The following is a 16,010-nucleotide window of genomic DNA, read 5'->3' as shown; positions in this document are numbered from 1 at the left end:
CCGGATCAGGGCCCGCGGGCCCGGCACGATCCGAACAGAGGCCCTAGGCAGGGGACGGAGCAGCCGTCCCCGGGATTCCGCACCAGGAGGCACCCAGCGATGTCGGTCCCGCAGCTCAACGACGAGCACCGCGGCGAGGAGATCCTCGCCGTCCTCGACACCGCGTTCGGCGAGCTCCTGGCCGCCGACCCGGCCGCGTTCCGGGTGAAGTTCCGGAAGATGGCGGCGTCGGCGTTCGCGTTCTACCGCGGGACGGCGAGCCTCTTCTACCACGACCTGTCCGCCGAGCACGCCGGGCGCGGCGCCGACGCGCACAGCGGCCCGTACCTGGACGAGCGCACCTCGCGCGTGTGGATCCACGGCGACCTGCACGCGGAGAACTTCGGCACGTACATGGACTCCAACGGCCGCCTGGTGTTCAACGTCAACGACTTCGACGAGGCGTACGTCGGCCCCTTCCTGTGGGACCTGAAGCGCTTCGCCGCCTCCATGGCGCTGATCGGCTACGCGAAGGCCCTCAGCGACGAGCAGATCACGGACCTGGTGGCGGTGTACGCGGCCGCCTACCGGGAGCGGATCCACGCCCTGGCGACCGGCGCGAAGGACGAGGAGGTGCCGCCGTTCACCCTGGACACCGCGCAGGGACCGCTGCTGGACGTGCTGCGCGACGCCCGGTCGCTGACCCGTTTCTCGCTGCTGGACTCGATGACCGAAATCCGCGACTTCGAGCGCCGTTTCGCGCCCGGCGGCGGCGCGATCGAGCTGGACGCCGCCACCCGCTACAAGGTCCTGGCCGCCTTCGACGGTTATCTGGAGACGCTGCCGGACTCCTCGCTGGCCCGCCCGGACTCCTACCGCGTGAAGGACGTCGTGGGCCGCCGGGGCATCGGCATCGGCTCGGCCGGGCTGCCGTCGTACAACATCCTGCTGGAGGGGCACAGCGACGCCCTGGAGAACGACGTGGTGATCTACGTCAAGCAGGCGCAGACCCCCGCGGTCTCCCGGCACATCACGGACCCGGCGGTGCGCGCGTACTTCCTGCACGAGGGCCACCGCACGGTGATCTCCCAGCGGGCCCTGCAGGCGCACGCCGACCCGTGGCTGGGCTGGACCGAGCTGGACGGCGCCGGGCAGCTGGTCGCCGAGGTCTCGCCGTACGCGGTGGACCTGGACTGGAGCGACCTCGACGACCCGGAGGAGATGGCCCAGGTGGTCGCCGACCTGGGCCGGGCGACGGCGGCGATGCACGCGGCGGCGGACGACACCTCCGGCGAGTCGCTGGTGCCGTTCTCCACGGAGCGGGCCATCGACGCGGCGATCGCGGCCGACGAGGACGGGCTGGCGCCGCTGCTGGTGGACTTCGCCCACGACTACGGGGCGCGGGCCCGCCGCGACCACCAGATCTTCCTCGACCTGTTCCGCAACGGCCGGATCCCCGGGCTGTGACCTTCCGCACATTCACAGGACCCCTTTAGGGATCCCTTAACGGAGCACGTGCCACACTCGTAGCCGCCATGGACATATCCGGACCCCAGCTCAGAGCCGTTCGCGCGGCGCTGTTCACGGCTGTCGTCGTGACCCTCAGCACCGCGTCGCACGTGCTGCTGTCCGGGGCCCCGCTGCCGCTGAACACGGTGGCCGCGATCGGCGCCGCCGTGTTCCTCCTGGCCTACGCGCTCGCCGGACGGGAGCGTTCCTTCGGGCGGATCGCCGCCCTGCTGATCCCGCTGGAGCTGGCCGCCGACACGGTCTTCACCACCGGCCAGCACGTCTGCTACGGCCGGATGGGCGGCCCGGTGGCCGGTCCGCTGCGCTCCGTCGGGTTCGACGTGCTGTGCGGCGACGGCACCGGTGTGGGCGCGCCGCTGGCCCGGGTCACCGGGCACACCGCGGAGGGCGGCGACCAGGTGGCGGCGGTGCTGGCCGAGGCCGGCCCGGCGACCGCCTGGCTGCTGCTGGGCGCGCACATCGGGGTCGGCCTGTTCGCCGCCGCCTGGCTGCGCCGCGGGGAGCGGGCGCTGGCCCAGCTGCTGAGCGCGGTCGCGGCCACGGCCTCGACCGCGGTCCGTCCGCTGCTGCTGGCCGTCGCGGTGGTGACCGTGCGCCGGGCGCCGAAGACGGGCCGCCCGGTCCACACCCCGCACCGCGCCGCCGTGGCGCGCACCCTGCTCCTCGCGCACTCCCTGGGACGGCGCGGACCGCCGTGCTCCCTCGCCGTCTGAGGCCGGTCGCGCCCCGGGCGGTCGTCCGAGCACCAGCAGTCCCCCCGTACGAACCGAGCACACGACCGTGTGCGTCCCCTGTGGAGACATCACCATGAGCAAGCGGAACAGCCAGGCGGCCAAGACGGCGGCGCGCGAGCGGCTGCGCCAGGAGCGCGAGCGCCAGGCGAAGAAGTCGAAGGTCAAGCGGCAGCTCGTCGTCGCCGCGACGGTGGTCGGTGTGCTGGCCGCGGCCGGCGGCATCGGCTACGCGGTGGTCCAGGCGAACAAGCCGGACCACTGGGAGGCCGCGAAGGACGCCGAGCTGGTCAAGCCCGCGAACACCAGCGGCAAGGACGGCACGACCGTCGTCATCGGCAAGGCCGACGCGAAGAAGACCCTCGAGGTGTACGAGGACCCGCGCTGCCCGATCTGCGCCTCCTTCGAGCAGGCCGTCGGCGAGACGATCGAGAAGGACGTCGAGGAGGGCAAGTACAAGGTGCAGTTCATAGGCGCCTCCTTCCTGGACCGCAACCTCACCGGCGAGGGCTCGAAGAACGCGCTGAGCGCGCTGGGCGCCGCGCTGGACGTCAGCCCCGAGGCGTTCCTGGCGTACAAGGCGGCGCTCTACTCGGCGGAGTTCCACCCCGAGGAGACGGACGACAAGTTCGCGGACGACGCCTACCTGATCGAGATCGCCGACACGGTGGACGCCCTGAAGAACAACAAGGAGTTCCAGGCGGACGTGAAGGACGGCACCTTCGACCGCTGGGCGCTGGAGATGTCGGACAAGTTCGACAGCAGCGACGTCCAGGGCACGCCGACGGTGAAGATGGACGGCAAGAAGGTCACCGGCTCCGACGGGCAGAACGCGCCCATGACGGCGGCCGAGTTCACCGCGGCGGTCGACAAGGCGCTGAAGGGCTGACGCGGAAGGCCGACGGCCGGCTGAAGAGCGGGCGAACTTTTCCCGGGTTCGCCCGCTTCCGCATGTACATGTCAGTAACCTGTTCGGCTGTGACCAGTCGACACGGATCAACCGAGAGCGCCGTCCCCGCCGGCGCGGACACCGCCCCCCTCACCCCGCGCCGCCGTACGGTCGTCAAGGCGGCCGCCGCCGGCGCGGTGCTGGCCGGCCCGCTCGCCGCCGCGCTGCCCGCCCGCGCCGCCCGGCAGGCCCCCGCCTTCCTGCACGGCGTCGCCTCCGGCGACCCGCTGCCGGACGGCGTGCTGCTGTGGACCCGGGTGACGCCCACGCCGGACGCCCTCCCGGGCTCCGGCGCCGGCCCCGACACCGAGGTGCGCTGGACCGTCGCCCGCGACCGGGCGTTCACCGACGTCGTCGCGCGGGGCTCGGTCCTCGCCACCGCCGCCTCCGACCACACCGTCAAGGCGGACGTCCGCGGCCTGCGGCCCGCCACCGACTACTGGTTCCGCTTCTCCGCCGGCGGCGCCGACTCCCCCGCGGCCCGCACCCGCACGGCGCCCGCCGCCGACGCCGCCGTGACCGGACTGCGCCTCGGGGTGGTCTCCTGCGCCAACTGGGAGGCCGGGCACTTCGCGGCGTACCGCCACCTCGCGGCCCGCGGCGACCTGGACGCCTGGCTCCATCTGGGCGACTACATCTACGAGTACGGCACCGGCGACTACGGCACCCGCGGCACGGTCGTCCGCCCGCACTCCCCCGCCCACGAGATCGTCACCCTCGCCGACTACCGGGCCCGGCACGCCCGCTACAAGACCGACCCCGACCTCCAGGCGCTGCACGCCGCCGCCCCGGCGATCGCCATCTGGGACGACCACGAGTTCGCCAACGACGCCTGGTCCCAGGGCGCGGAGAACCACACCGAGGGCGCGGAGGGCGCCTGGGCCGCCCGCCAGGCCGCCGCCAGGCAGGCGTACTTCGAGTGGATGCCGGTCCGCCCGGCGGTCGAGGGCACCACCTACCGCCGGCTGCGCTTCGGCAGGCTCGCCGACCTGTCGCTGCTGGACCTGCGCTCCTTCCGGTCGCGGCAGGTCTCGCCCGGCGACGGCGACGTCGACGACCCCGGCCGCACCCTCACCGGCCGCGCCCAGCTCGACTGGCTGAAGGCGGGCCTGTCGGCGTCGGACACCACCTGGCGGCTGGTCGGCACCTCGGTGATGATCTCGCCGTTCGCGCTGGGCTCCCTGCCCGCGAGCCTGCTGAAGCCGCTCGCGAAGCTGCTCGGCCTGCCGCAGGAGGGGCTCGCCCTCAACACCGACCAGTGGGACGGCTACACCGCGGACCGCCGCGAGCTCCTCGCCCATCTGCGCGGCGACGCCATCCGCAACACGGTCTTCCTCACCGGCGACATCCACATGGCGTGGGCGAACGACGTACCGGTGAACGCCGGCACCTATCCGCTGTCGGCGTCCGCCGCCACGGAGTTCGTGGTCACCTCGGTCACCTCCGACAACCTCGACGACATCCTGAAGGTCTCCGAGGGCTCGGGCTCCGCCGTCGCCGCCCCGCTGATCCGGGCCGCCAACCGGCACGTGCACTGGGTGGACACCGACCGGCACGGCTTCGGGGTGCTGGACCTCACCGCCGAGCGGGCGCAGATGGACTACTACGTGCTGTCCGACCGCACGCAGGCGGACGCCTCCGCGGCCTGGGCCCGCTCCTACCGCACCCGCAGCGGCACCCAGAGGATCGAGCGGGCCGACGCCCCCGTCTGACCGCCGCCTCCCCGGCGCGGATCAGTCCGCGTCCTCCCCGTCCTCCTCCAGCGCGCCGAGGAAGCCGAGCGCCACCCGCCAGGTGGCCTCGGCGGCCTCCTCGTCGTGGTCGGGCAGGCCGGGGTCGGTGTAGAGGTGTCCGGCGCCCGCGTACCGGTGGACCTCCACGTCGGCCCCGGCCCGGCCCATCCGCAGGTACCAGGCGGTGAGCCAGTCGTCGGTCTCGAACGGGTCGGGCTCGGCGACGTGCAGCTGCACCGGCAGCCCGTCGCACGTGGCGTTCTCCGCGATGTCGGAGGTGCCGTGCAGGAGCAGCAGGCCGCGCGCCCTGTCGTCGCCCAGGGCCAAGGTCTGCGCCACCGAGGCGCCGAAGGAGAACCCGGCGTACACCAGACCGCGCTCCGAGTAGGGCGCGGCCGCCAGGACGGCCCGCCTCAGCAGTTCGTCCTTCCCGGTCTCCTCCCGGTAGGCCATGCCCTCCTCGACCGTGTCGAACGTGCGCCCCTCGAAGAGATCGGGCGTCCACACCTCGTGGCCGGCCGCGCGCAGCCGGTCCGCGGCCCGGTGCACCGCGGGGCGCAGTCCGTAGGCCGAGTGAAAGAGCATGATGTTCATGCCGCCCATGGTGCCAGCCGGGTGTGACGGAGCCCGCGGGCGGCACTACCCCGGAGCGGGCGGAAGTCACATGTTCATGCCCGTGCGGGCCGGTTAGGTTCGGGAGCATGGAAGACGTGCTGCGCCCGCTGATCGTGGTCGGCGGCTCGGTGGCGCTGACGCTGCTGCTCGGCTGGGCCACCGACCGGCTGCTGCGGAAGGCCGACGAACGCCACCACGAGACACCGCTGTGGGGCCTGCTGCGCCGGGCCCGTGTCCCCTACCAGCTGCTGCTCTGCGCCGCCCTGTTCAGAGGCTCCTACGACGAGGCGCGGCTGCTGACCTCCCACGAGGTGGCCGTCGGCCGGGTGCTGACCCTGGTGCTGATCGGCTCGGCCGCCTGGCTGACGATCCGGATCGCCGCCGCGGTCGTGGAGACCTCGTACACCCGGTACGCCAGCCACCACCGGGAGCGCAACCCGGCCCGGGTGCGCCGGGTGCGCACCCAGGTGACGCTGATCCGCCGGGTGGTGTCGGCGGTGGTGGGCGTGGTGGCGGTGGCCGCGATGCTGCTCACCTTCCCCGCGATGCGGGCGGCCGGGGCCTCGCTGCTGGCCTCGGCGGGCATCCTCGGCATCGTCGCCGGTGTGGCCGCCCAGTCCACGCTGGGCAACCTGTTCGCCGGGCTGCAGATCGCGTTCGGCGACATGGTGCGCATCGGCGACACCGTGGTGGTGGACGGCGAGTGGGGCACGGTGGAGGAGATCACCCTGACCTTCCTGACCGTGCGCACCTGGGACGAGCGCCGGATCACCATGCCGGTGTCGTACTTCACCTCCAAGCCGTTCGAGAACTGGTCGCGCGGCACCCCGCAGATGACCGGCACCGTGTACTGGCACGTGGACCACAGCGCTCCGCTGGAACTGATGCGGGAGAAGCTGCGCGACATCCTGCGGGAGTGCCCGGAGTGGGACGGCCGCGCCTACAACCTGACCGTCACGGACAGCACGCCGAGCACCCTGGAGGTGCGGGCGCTGGTGACGGCCAAGGACGCGGACGACATCTGGACGGTCCGGGTCGCGGTCCGCGAGCAGATGATGCGCTTCCTGACCGACGAGCACCCCTACGCCCTGCCCCGGGTCAACACGGCCCACGCGGTGCCGCCGCCCCGCACCGGCCGGGAGAGCGCGCCGAACGACGGCGTGCCGACGACGCGCCGGCTCCACACCCGCCCGCCCCGGCAGCGCTGAGCGGTTCTCAGCACCCGCGCTCGGCGCCGCCGTTCACCTGGACGATCTGCGAGGTGATGTGCCCGGCGCCGGGCGAGGCGAGCCAGTGGAGGGTCGCCGCGACGTCACCGGGGCGGCCCGCGCGCCGGTTCGACGTCTCGGCGATCAGCGCCGCCCGCCGCTCCTCGTCCAGACCGTCGCCGCCGAAGAACGCCGTGTCCTCGACGTAGCCGGGCGCGACCACGTTCACGGTGATGCCGTGCGGCCCCAGCTCCCGGGCCAGGGCGTGGGCGTACGGGTGCAGCCCCGCCTTGGCCGCCGCGTACGACACCCGGCCGGAGCCGCGCCTCGCGGCGATGGAGCTGAGGAACAGCACCCGGCCGCCGGGCACGGCGAGCCGGTGCCGCAGCGCCTCGGTGAGCAGCACGGCGGTCAGCACGTTGAGCCGGAAGTTGACCGTCCAGTCGCGGGCGACGGCGTCGAGCGGGTCGTCGCCGCCCACCGGCGGTTCGAGCAGTCCGTTGCCGCCCGCGCAGTGGACGAGCACGTCCACGGCCCCGAACTCGCGCCCCACGAACCCGGACACGCCCCGCACGGCCTCGGGGTCGGCCAGATCGGCGGCGTGGACGAGGGCGCCGGGCACCCGGGCCCGCTCCAGGACGTCACCGCGCCGCCCGATGAGCAGCACCCGGTCACCGTCGGCGGCGAACGTCTGCGCGGTGGCGAGCCCGATACCGGTGCCGCCGCCGCTGATCACAACATTGCGTGTCATGCCCCGACCCTACGGAGCGGGAAGCGGGGGACGGCGGCAACGCGGCGGCGCTCAGCGCAGACTGCGCACGTCCAGATGACGCAGCACCCGGTCCACCACCTCGGGGTCGGCGCCCGGCTCGCTGCGCGCGGCGAGCACCTCGTGCCGGGCGGCGCTCAGCATCTCCTGCTCGATGCGCCGGACCCGCTTCAGCCGCTCGGCCCGCCGCCGGACCGCCTCGCGCCGTTCGTCGTCCGCCATGTCCGGGCTGATCCGCACCCCCACGTCGAACGCCCTGCGCAGCAACTGCTCGGACAGTTCCTCCGGCAGGTCCTCGACGTCCTCGATCTCCCGCAGCCTGCGCCTGGCGGCCTTCGCGGCCCGGACCGCGAGCCGGCGCTCCAGCTCCTTCTCCCGCCCGGTGTCGCCGCGCACCCCCAGCTTGCCCACCAGCCACGGCAGCGTCAGCCCCTGCACCAGCAGCGTCCCCAGCACCACGCCGAACGCGATGAAGACGATCTCCGCGCGGGCGGGGAAGCCGCCCCCGGAGTCGGTCTCCAGCGGGATGGCGAGGGCCAGCGCGACGGACGCCACCCCGCGCATCCCGGACCACCACATCACCACGGTCTCGCGCCAGCTCAGCGGGATCTCCTCGCCGACGTCCCGCTCGGTGTGCAGCCGCTTGGTCAGCCAGGTGGCCGGCAGCAGCCACGCCAGCCGGACCAGCACGACCACCCCGACGACCATCCCCGACCAGCCCAGCAGCTCGCCCCAGTGACCGGCCGCGGCGTTGACCGCGTTGTGCAGCTCCAGGCCGACCAGCCCGAACGCCACACCGGTGACGAGGGTGTCCACGATGTCCCAGAAGGTGTGCCCGGCGAGCCGCGCCATCACGTCGTCGGCGCTGGTGGCGTACTCCATCAGGAACAGCGCGGTGACCAGCACCCCGAGGACGCCCGAGCCGTGCAGCTCCTCCGCGAGGACGTACGCGGCGAACGGCACCAGCAGGGTCAGGGCGACCTGGAGGGTGGGGTCGCCGAGCAGGTCCATCGCCTTGTTGGTGGCCCAGCCGAGCACCAGCCCGACGGCGATCGCCACCACCGCCGACAGGATCAGGTCGAGCCCGGCCGACCAGGGCGAGAAGGTGCCGCTCACGGCGGCGGCCACGGCCACGTGGTACAGCACGATCGCCGTGACGTCGTTGAACAGCCCCTCGCCCTCCAGGATGGACACCAGCCGGCGGGGCAGCCCCAACTTGCCCGCGACGGCGGTCGCCGCGACCGGGTCGGGCGGCGCGACCAGCGCGCCCAGGGCGACGGCGGCGGCCAGCGGCAGCCCCGGCACGATCGCGTGGGCGACGACGGCGACGCAGAAGGCGGTGACGAAGACCAGCGCCACGGCCAGCAGCAGGATCGGCCGGACGTTGGCCGCGAACTGGCGCCAGGAGGTACGGCGCACGGCGGCGTAGAGCAGGGGCGGCAGCAGCAGCGGCAGGATCAGTTCCGGCGGGACGTCGACGTTCGGCACGAACTCCAGCAGCGCCAGGACGGTCCCGAACACCGTCATCAGCACCGGCGCCGGCAGCTTCAGCCGCTCCCCCACGGGGACGCTCACGACCGCCCCGAGCAACAGCACGAACAGCAGGGCCAGCTGATCCACGGTCACCGCTCCCGGGGGTCGGACGGTCGGTCAGGCAGTCTCCAGCCTGCCATGCGCCCCACCCGTCGGCGCGCCCGCCCGGGCCCGGCTACAGGGCGCGCCGCATGGCCCGGTGCGGCATGCCCGCGTCCGGGAACTCCGGCCCGTGGGCCGCGTAGCCGAGCCGCTCGTAGAAGCCGAGGGCGTGGGTCTGCGCGTGCAGGCCGACGCCGGTGAGGCCGCGCTCCCGGGCCGCCTCCTCGACGGCCCGCACGAGCGCCGCGCCGACCCCGAGACCGCGCGCCCGCCGCAGGACCGCGAGCCGGCCGAGCGAGCCGGCCGACGGGTCCCCGCCGTTCTTCGCCGCCGCGGCGGCGCCGTGCAGCAGCCGGGCGGTGCCGAGCGGGGTGCCGTCGTCCGCGACCGCGAGCAGGTGCACGGCGTCCGCGTCGTAAGCGTCGTACTCGATGTCCTCGGGCACGCCCTGCTCGGCGACGAAGACCTCCTTGCGGACCGCGAAGCAGGCCTCGCGGTCGGCGGGGTCCTCCGCGACCCGGACCGTGACCGCCGGGCTCATGCGTACGTCTCCTCGCGGACCCGGTCGAGGGCCTGCCGCAGGTCCTCCGGGTAGTCGCAGGAGAACTCGGCCCACCGGCCGTCGCCGGGGTGCTCGAAGCCGAGGCGTACGGCGTGCAGCCACTGCCGGGTCAGCTTCAGCCGCTTCGCGAGGGTGGGGTCGGCGCCGTAGGTCAGGTCGCCGACGCAGGGGTGGCGGTGGGCGGCCATGTGCACGCGGATCTGGTGGGTGCGGCCGGTCTCCAGCTTCACGTCCAGCAGGGACGCGGCACGGAACGCCTCGATCAGGTCGTAGTGGGTGACGGACGGCTTGCCGTCGGCGGTGACCGCCCACTTGTAGTCGTGCTGCGGATGGCGGCCGATGGGGGCGTCGATGGTGCCGCTGGTCGGGTCGGGGTGGCCCTGCACCAGCGTGTGGTAGCGCTTGTCGACCGTGCGCTCCTTGAACTGGCGCTTCAGCGACGTGTACGCGTACTCGGACTTGGCGACCACCATCAGGCCGGAGGTGCCGACGTCGAGGCGGTGCACGATGCCCTGGCGCTCGGCGGCGCCGGAGGTCGAGACGCGGAAGCCGGCGGCGGCGAGACCGCCGATCACGGTCGGGCCGGTCCAGCCCGGGGAGGGGTGGGCGGCGACGCCGACGGGCTTGACGATCACGACCACGTCGTCGTCGTCGTGCACGATCTCCATGCCCTCGACCGGCTCGGCGACGACCTGCACCGGGGCGGGCGCCTGCGGCATCTCCACCTCGAGCCAGGCGCCGCCGCTGACCCGCTCGGACTTGCCGACCACCGACCCGTCGACCGTGACCTTCCCCGCGGCGGCGAGCTCGGCCGCCTTGGTGCGGGAGAAGCCGAACATGCGGGAGATGGCGGCGTCGACGCGCTCGCCCTCCAGGCCGTCGGGCACGGGCAGGGTACGGATCTCGGGAATCGTGCTCACCCGTCGAGTATGCCGGACGGGTCCGTCACTCCCGCACGGGAGTGACGGGGGCCTCAGTCCTTGTGGACCGTGCCGTCCGGGTCGAGGCCCCGGAACGACAGCAGCACGATCAGGATGCCGCCGCACACGATGGCCGAGTCGGCCAGGTTGAACACGGCGAAGCCCTTGGGCGCGATGAAGTCGACGACCGCGCCCTCGAAGACGCCCGGCGAGCGGAAGATCCGGTCGGTGAGGTTGCCGAGGGCGCCGCCGAGGAGCAGGCCGAGCGCGATCGCCCAGGGCAGGCTGTAGAGCTTGCGGGCCAGGCGGAAGATCACCACGATCACCGCCGCCGCGATGACCGTGAAGATCACCGTGAACGCCTCGCCGAAGCCGAAGGCCGCGCCCGCGTTGCGGATCGCCTCGAAGCGCAGCCAGTCGCCGACGACCTCGATCGGCTCGTGGTGCTCCAGCTTGGCGACCACGATCATCTTGCTGACCAGGTCGAGGGCGTAGGCGACGGCGGCCACGGCGAACAGCACGGCGATCCGCCGCTTGCCGCGCGGCCGCTCCGCCTCCGTACCGTCGGCGGCGCCGGCCGGCTCCCGGCCGTCCCGGTCCTCTCCGTCCCGGTCCTGCCCGTCCCGGTCCGCGTCCGGAGTGTCCGGCGTACCGATGATGCGCTCCGCCTCTGCCACGTGAGTCCCTCAGCCTAGGTCCTTGACTGAGGACGAGGGTACGGCACGACCTGCGCGGCCGCCCCTCAGTACCGGCGCTCCTGCTTCTGCTTGCACTCGACGCACAGGGTGGCCCTCGGGAAGGCCTGCATCCGGGCCTTCCCGATGGGTTCGCCGCAGTTCTCGCACAGGCCGTAGGTGCCGGCGTCGAGCCGCTGGAGCGCCCGCTCGAACTGGTCGAGCATCTCACGCGCGTTCGCGGCGAGGGCCAGTTCGTGCTCGCGCGTGATGTTCTTGGTGCCGGTGTCGGCGTCGTCGTGGCCCGCGCCGTCGCCGGGGTCGCGCATCAGACCGGCCAGCGACCGCTCGGAGGAGCTGATCTCCTCGCGCAGCCGCAGTACCTCCGACATCAGCTCGGTCCGCGCCTCCTCGACCTCTTCCCCGGTCCACGGCTCCTCACCGGGACGCACCGCGAGCTCGCCCGGCTCCACCGCGCCGTGCCGGGCCTTGGGCACGGCGGTCGCCGCCGCTGTGGCCGCCGGGCCAGGAGTCTTCTTCGCACCCACCGTCGTCACTCCCGTCTGCGCCGCGGCGTCGGCCGCGCCCGCGTCGTCGGCCGCGCTGTGCCCGGCCCCATCCTGAGCGGACCCACTGGTCCTGACAGCACCGTTCCCGGCACGAGCGCCCTGACGGCCGCCCGCCCCCTGACCTCCGGCCGCCGCCTCGCCGGCGGCGCCCCGCGGCGGTTCCTCGCCGGCGGGCTTCCTCGCGGCGGCCTTCTCGCCGGCGGCCTTCGCGGTGGCCCTCCTGGAGGCCGTCGTCCCGGACGCCGTCGTCCCGGACACGGTCCCGGCCGCACCGGCCCCCGTACCGGCGGCCTCGGCCGCCGCACCCTTCTTCGCCACCATGGCCGCGGCCCCTTCACATTTTATGATCTTGCGCGCGAATCGTGCTGGGACGATAAATCGACTCGAGGCCCGCGGCAACGGGGCACACCGCCCGATTCCCTCGCCCCGCTCACGCCGCGCGGCGACCTGCATGCGTTGTGCCCAGCTACCCGCCGGATATGCCACCCGCACACACGCCCCGCCGCTCCGAACAGACGTACCACGCCATTCGGGGCATCCCCGCGCGTACCGCCCCGGGAAAAGCGGTCGGCCGCCCACCGCGCCGCGCCGTACACTGGGCGGAGCGAAAAGCGTGGATGGGGACGAGTAGCGGCGTACGCAGCCCAGAGCGACCCGGGGACGGTGTGAGCCCGGGGGCGAGCGCGACGTGAAGATCACCCCGGAGCCGCCGGAAGAAAGCCGCAGCACACCGCGGTGGTGAGTAGAACCGGCATCGCGACCCGAATGAGGGGGCTCACCGGAGCGTACGGCGCACCGGGGGGCCAAGGAGGGTGGTACCGCGGGAGCGCGCCGACGGCGGCGCAAGGACACAGCTCTCGTCCCTCCGGTCGGAAGGCAGCAAGTCCGCCGGAGGAAGCCCGCTGATGACAACGCCGACGTACCGCCCGGTACCCGCCCAGGTCGACCTGCCCGCCCTCGAGCACGCGGTGCTCGACTTCTGGCGCGAGCAGAAGATCTTCGCCAAGAGCCTGGAGCAGTCCGAGGGCCGCCCCGAGTGGGTGTTCTACGAGGGTCCGCCCACCGCCAACGGCATGCCCGGCGCCCACCACATCGAGGCCCGCGTCTTCAAGGACGTCTTCCCCCGCTTCCGCACCATGCGCGGCTACCACGTGGCCCGCAAGGCCGGCTGGGACTGCCACGGCCTCCCGGTGGAGCTCGCCGTCGAGAAGGAGCTCGGCTTCTCCGGCAAGCAGGACATCGAGGCGTACGGCATCGCCGAGTTCAACGCCAGGTGCCGCGAGTCGGTGACCCGGCACACCGACGCCTTCGCCGAGCTGACGACCCGCATGGGGTACTGGGTCGACCTCGACGAGGCCTACCGCACCATGGACCCGGAGTACGTCGAGTCCGTCTGGTGGTCGCTGAAGGAGATCTTCAAGAAGGGCCTGCTGGTCCAGGACCACCGCGTCGCCCCCTGGTGCCCCCGCTGCGGCACCGGCCTGTCCGACCACGAGCTGGCGCAGGGCTACGAGACGGTCGTCGACCCGTCGGTCTACGTCCGCTTCCCCCTCACCTCCGGCCCGCTGGCCGGCGAGGCGGCCCTGCTGGTGTGGACGACCACCCCGTGGACCCTGGTGTCCAACACCGCGGTCGCCGCGCACCCCGAGGTCGCCTACGTCGTCGCGACCGACGGCGAGGAGAAGCTGGTCGTCGCCGAGCCGCTGGTCGAGAAGGCGCTCGGCGAGGGCTGGGAGACCACCGGCGAGACCTTCACCGGCGCCGAGATGGAGCGCTGGACGTACCGGCGCCCCTTCGAGCTGGTGGAGTTCCCCGCCGAGGCTCACTACGTGGTCAACGCCGAGTACGTCACCACCGAGGACGGCACGGGTCTGGTCCACCAGTCCCCCGCCTTCGGTGAGGACGACCTCAAGGTCTGCCGCTCCTACGGCCTGCCCGTGGTCAACCCGGTCCGCCCCGACGGCACCTTCGAGGAGGACCTGCCGCTGGTCGGCGGGGTCTTCTTCAAGAAGGCCGACGAGCAGCTCACCGAGGACCTCCAGCAGCGCGGTCTGCTGTTCCGGCACCTGCCGTACGAGCACAGCTACCCGCACTGCTGGCGCTGCCACACCGCGCTGCTCTACTACGCGCAGCCGTCGTGGTACATCCGCACCACCGCCGTCAAGGACCGCCTGCTCCAGGAGAACGAGAACACCAACTGGTTCCCGGACACGGTCAAGCACGGCCGCTACGGCGACTGGCTGAACAACAACATCGACTGGGCGCTGTCCCGCAACCGCTACTGGGGCACCCCGCTGCCCATCTGGCGCTGCGAGAACGACCACCTCACCTGCGTCGGCTCGCTCACCGAGCTGACCGAGCTGACCGGCGCCGACCAGTCGGGGCTCGACCCGCACCGCCCGTACATCGACGAGGTCGTCTTCGCCTGCCCGCAGGACGGCTGCGGTGCCACGGCCACCCGCGTCCCCGAGGTCATCGACGCCTGGTACGACTCGGGCTCCATGCCGTTCGCGCAGTGGGGCTACCCGTACAAGAACAAGGAACTGTTCGAGTCCCGGTACCCGGCGCAGTTCATCTCCGAGGCCATCGACCAGACCCGCGGCTGGTTCTACACGCTGATGGCGGTCGGCACGCTGGTCTTCGACAAGTCCTCCTACGAGAACGTCGTCTGCCTCGGCCACATCCTCGCCGAGGACGGCCGCAAGATGTCCAAGCACCTGGGCAACATCCTGCAGCCGATCCCGCTGATGGACCAGCACGGCGCGGACGCGGTCCGCTGGTTCATGGCGGCCGGCGGTTCCCCCTGGGCGGCCCGCCGCGTGGGCCACGGCACCATCCAGGAGGTCGTCCGCAAGACGCTCCTCACGTACTGGAACACGGTCGCCTTCCAGGCCCTGTACGCCCGCACGTCGAACTGGGCGCCGAGCGAGGCCGACCCGGCCCCCGCCGAGCGTCCGCTGCTGGACCGCTGGCTGCTGTCCGAACTGCACGCCCTCACCGACCAGGTGACCCAGGCGCTGGAGAACTACGACACCCAGCGGGCCGGCAAGCTGCTGTCGGCGTTCGTCGACGACCTGTCCAACTGGTACGTCCGCCGCTCCCGCCGCCGCTTCTGGCAGGGCGACAAGGCCGCGCTGCGCACCCTGCACGAGGTCGTGGAGACGGTGACGAAGCTCATGGCCCCGCTCACCCCGTTCATCACCGAGCGGGTCTGGCAGGACCTGGTCGTCCCCGTCACCCCGGGCGCGCCGGAGTCGGTGCACCTGTCCTCGTGGCCGGAGGCGGACCTGTCCGCCGTGGACCCGGAGCTGTCCCGCCAGATGGCGCTGGTGCGCCGCCTGGTGGAGCTGGGCCGCGCCACGCGCGCCGAGTCGGGCGTCAAGACCCGTCAGCCGCTGCGGCGTGCCCTGATCGCGGCGGCCGGCTTCGACGGCCTCGCCCCGGAGCTGCACACGCAGATCACCGAGGAGCTGAACGTCGAGTCGCTGGCGCTGCTGTCCGAGGTGGGCGGCTCGCTGGTGGACACCACCGCCAAGGCCAACTTCCGCGCGCTGGGCAAGCGGTTCGGCAAGCGGGTCCAGGACGTGGCCAGGGCGGTCGCCGACGCGGACGCCGCCGCGCTGTCCCTGGCCCTGCGCGAGGGCACGGCCTCGGTGGAGGTCGACGGTGAGACGATCACCCTCTCCCCGGACGAGGTGATCATCACGGAAACCCCGCGCGAGGGCTGGTCGGTGGCGTCCGACGCGGGCGCCACGGTCGCCCTGGACCTGGAGATCACCGAGGATCTGCGCCGCGCCGGTCTGGCCCGTGACGCGATCCGGCTGATCCAGGAGGCCCGCAAGAACAGCGGTCTGGACGTGGCCGACCGGATCGCCCTGCGCTGGACGTCGGACGACGCCGCCACGGTGGCCGCGCTGACCGAGCACGCGGAGCTGATCGCCGACGAGGTGCTCGCCACGGACTTCGCCCAGGGCGAGGCGGACGACGCCTACGGCGCCCCGTTCACCGACGAGGGCCTGTCGCTGACGTTCCGCCTGCGCAAGGCGTAACCACCGTCACACGCCGAAGGCCCGGCCCCGAGCGGAGAGAACTCCGGGGGCCGGGCCTTCGGCGTTGCGTACGTCGGACATGTCCGC

At 73.0% G+C, this 16,010-nt stretch carries 13 protein-coding genes; 6 read left to right on the top strand and 7 right to left on the bottom strand.

Features of this window, described 5'->3' with window-relative positions; all coding sequences use genetic code 11:
- The first annotated feature begins 99 nt into the window (after window positions 1-99).
- From C1708_RS24265 to C1708_RS24250, 4 genes are all read left to right on the top strand, one after another.
- A complete protein-coding gene (locus C1708_RS24265) occupies window positions 100-1,446 on the top strand; it encodes a DUF2252 domain-containing protein (RefSeq protein WP_106414654.1) in 1,347 nt (448 codons plus the stop codon).
- A gap of 68 nt (window positions 1,447-1,514) precedes the next feature.
- Complete coding sequence (locus C1708_RS24260) at window positions 1,515-2,222, top strand: hypothetical protein (RefSeq protein WP_106414653.1); 708 nt, start codon at window positions 1,515-1,517, stop codon at window positions 2,220-2,222.
- A gap of 94 nt (window positions 2,223-2,316) precedes the next feature.
- Window positions 2,317-3,129 carry a DsbA family protein gene (locus C1708_RS24255; RefSeq protein WP_106414652.1) on the top strand — a complete coding sequence of 271 codons (813 nt, stop codon included), beginning with the start codon at window positions 2,317-2,319 and terminating at the stop codon, window positions 3,127-3,129.
- 89 nt (window positions 3,130-3,218) lie between these two features.
- The gene (locus tag C1708_RS24250; protein WP_106414651.1) at window positions 3,219-4,901 is read left to right on the top strand and encodes an alkaline phosphatase D family protein; all 1,683 of its coding nucleotides are present in this window, start codon (window positions 3,219-3,221) and stop codon (window positions 4,899-4,901) included.
- A 21-nt stretch (window positions 4,902-4,922) separates the two neighbouring features.
- Here C1708_RS24250 and C1708_RS24245 read toward each other — a convergent pair whose 3' ends face one another.
- Window positions 4,923-5,516 (bottom strand): dienelactone hydrolase family protein, encoded by a 594-nt coding sequence (locus tag C1708_RS24245; protein WP_106414650.1) that lies wholly within the window; start codon window positions 5,514-5,516, stop codon window positions 4,923-4,925.
- Between the two features lie 107 nt (window positions 5,517-5,623).
- Between C1708_RS24245 and C1708_RS24240 the strand changes: the two genes are divergently transcribed.
- Complete coding sequence (locus C1708_RS24240) at window positions 5,624-6,745, top strand: mechanosensitive ion channel family protein (RefSeq protein WP_106414649.1); 1,122 nt, start codon at window positions 5,624-5,626, stop codon at window positions 6,743-6,745.
- Between the two features lie 7 nt (window positions 6,746-6,752).
- Here the strand turns inward: C1708_RS24240 and C1708_RS24235 are convergent, their stop codons facing one another.
- The 6 genes from C1708_RS24235 to C1708_RS24210 form a co-directional block, all read right to left on the bottom strand.
- Window positions 6,753-7,496, bottom strand: a complete 744-nt coding sequence (locus C1708_RS24235; RefSeq protein ID WP_106414648.1) for an SDR family NAD(P)-dependent oxidoreductase — start codon at window positions 7,494-7,496, stop codon at window positions 6,753-6,755.
- A 51-nt stretch (window positions 7,497-7,547) separates the two neighbouring features.
- The gene (locus C1708_RS24230) at window positions 7,548-9,140 is read right to left on the bottom strand and encodes a Na+/H+ antiporter (protein WP_106414647.1); all 1,593 of its coding nucleotides are present in this window, start codon (window positions 9,138-9,140) and stop codon (window positions 7,548-7,550) included.
- A gap of 82 nt (window positions 9,141-9,222) precedes the next feature.
- Window positions 9,223-9,690: a GNAT family N-acetyltransferase gene (locus C1708_RS24225; RefSeq protein WP_106414646.1), complete on the bottom strand. Its 468-nt coding sequence runs from the start codon at window positions 9,688-9,690 to the stop codon at window positions 9,223-9,225.
- Entirely contained in the window at window positions 9,687-10,631 is a 945-nt protein-coding gene (locus C1708_RS24220; RefSeq protein WP_106414645.1) for an RluA family pseudouridine synthase, read from the bottom strand. The genes C1708_RS24225 and C1708_RS24220 overlap by 4 nt, the downstream gene beginning before the upstream one ends.
- A 53-nt stretch (window positions 10,632-10,684) precedes the next feature.
- Window positions 10,685-11,308, bottom strand: coding sequence for a signal peptidase II (gene lspA / locus C1708_RS24215; RefSeq protein ID WP_106414644.1), 624 nt, complete (start codon window positions 11,306-11,308; stop codon window positions 10,685-10,687).
- A 65-nt stretch (window positions 11,309-11,373) separates the two neighbouring features.
- The gene (locus C1708_RS24210; RefSeq protein WP_106414643.1) at window positions 11,374-12,195 is read right to left on the bottom strand and encodes a TraR/DksA family transcriptional regulator; all 822 of its coding nucleotides are present in this window, start codon (window positions 12,193-12,195) and stop codon (window positions 11,374-11,376) included.
- 584 nt (window positions 12,196-12,779) lie between these two features.
- On the opposite strand from C1708_RS24210, the gene ileS reads away from it, so the two are divergent.
- The gene (gene ileS, locus C1708_RS24205; protein WP_106414642.1) at window positions 12,780-15,923 is read left to right on the top strand and encodes an isoleucine--tRNA ligase; all 3,144 of its coding nucleotides are present in this window, start codon (window positions 12,780-12,782) and stop codon (window positions 15,921-15,923) included.
- The last annotated feature ends 87 nt before the right edge of the window (window positions 15,924-16,010 follow it).

It is taken from the genome of Streptomyces sp. DH-12, assembly GCF_002899455.1.
Taxonomy (GTDB): domain Bacteria; phylum Actinomycetota; class Actinomycetes; order Streptomycetales; family Streptomycetaceae; genus Streptomyces.
The sequence above is the reverse complement of the archived record's forward strand: the minus strand, read 5'-3'. Positions and strand labels throughout refer to the sequence as shown.

Bases quoted from the DNA above. Each gene is read 5' to 3' on its own strand.
- ileS (WP_106414642.1), top strand. From the start codon at position 12,780: ATGACAACGCCGACGTACCGCCCGGTACCCGCCCAGGTCGACCTGCCC.
- C1708_RS24260 (WP_106414653.1), top strand. From the start codon at position 1,515: ATGGACATATCCGGACCCCAGCTCAGAGCCGTTCGCGCGGCGCTGTTC.
- C1708_RS24225 (WP_106414646.1), bottom strand. From the start codon at position 9,690: ATGAGCCCGGCGGTCACGGTCCGGGTCGCGGAGGACCCCGCCGACCGC.
- C1708_RS24245 (WP_106414650.1), bottom strand. From the start codon at position 5,516: ATGAACATCATGCTCTTTCACTCGGCCTACGGACTGCGCCCCGCGGTG.
- C1708_RS24265 (WP_106414654.1), top strand. From the start codon at position 100: ATGTCGGTCCCGCAGCTCAACGACGAGCACCGCGGCGAGGAGATCCTC.
- C1708_RS24235 (WP_106414648.1), bottom strand. From the start codon at position 7,496: ATGACACGCAATGTTGTGATCAGCGGCGGCGGCACCGGTATCGGGCTC.
- C1708_RS24240 (WP_106414649.1), top strand. From the start codon at position 5,624: ATGGAAGACGTGCTGCGCCCGCTGATCGTGGTCGGCGGCTCGGTGGCG.
- C1708_RS24255 (WP_106414652.1), top strand. From the start codon at position 2,317: ATGAGCAAGCGGAACAGCCAGGCGGCCAAGACGGCGGCGCGCGAGCGG.
- C1708_RS24210 (WP_106414643.1), bottom strand. From the start codon at position 12,195: ATGGTGGCGAAGAAGGGTGCGGCGGCCGAGGCCGCCGGTACGGGGGCC.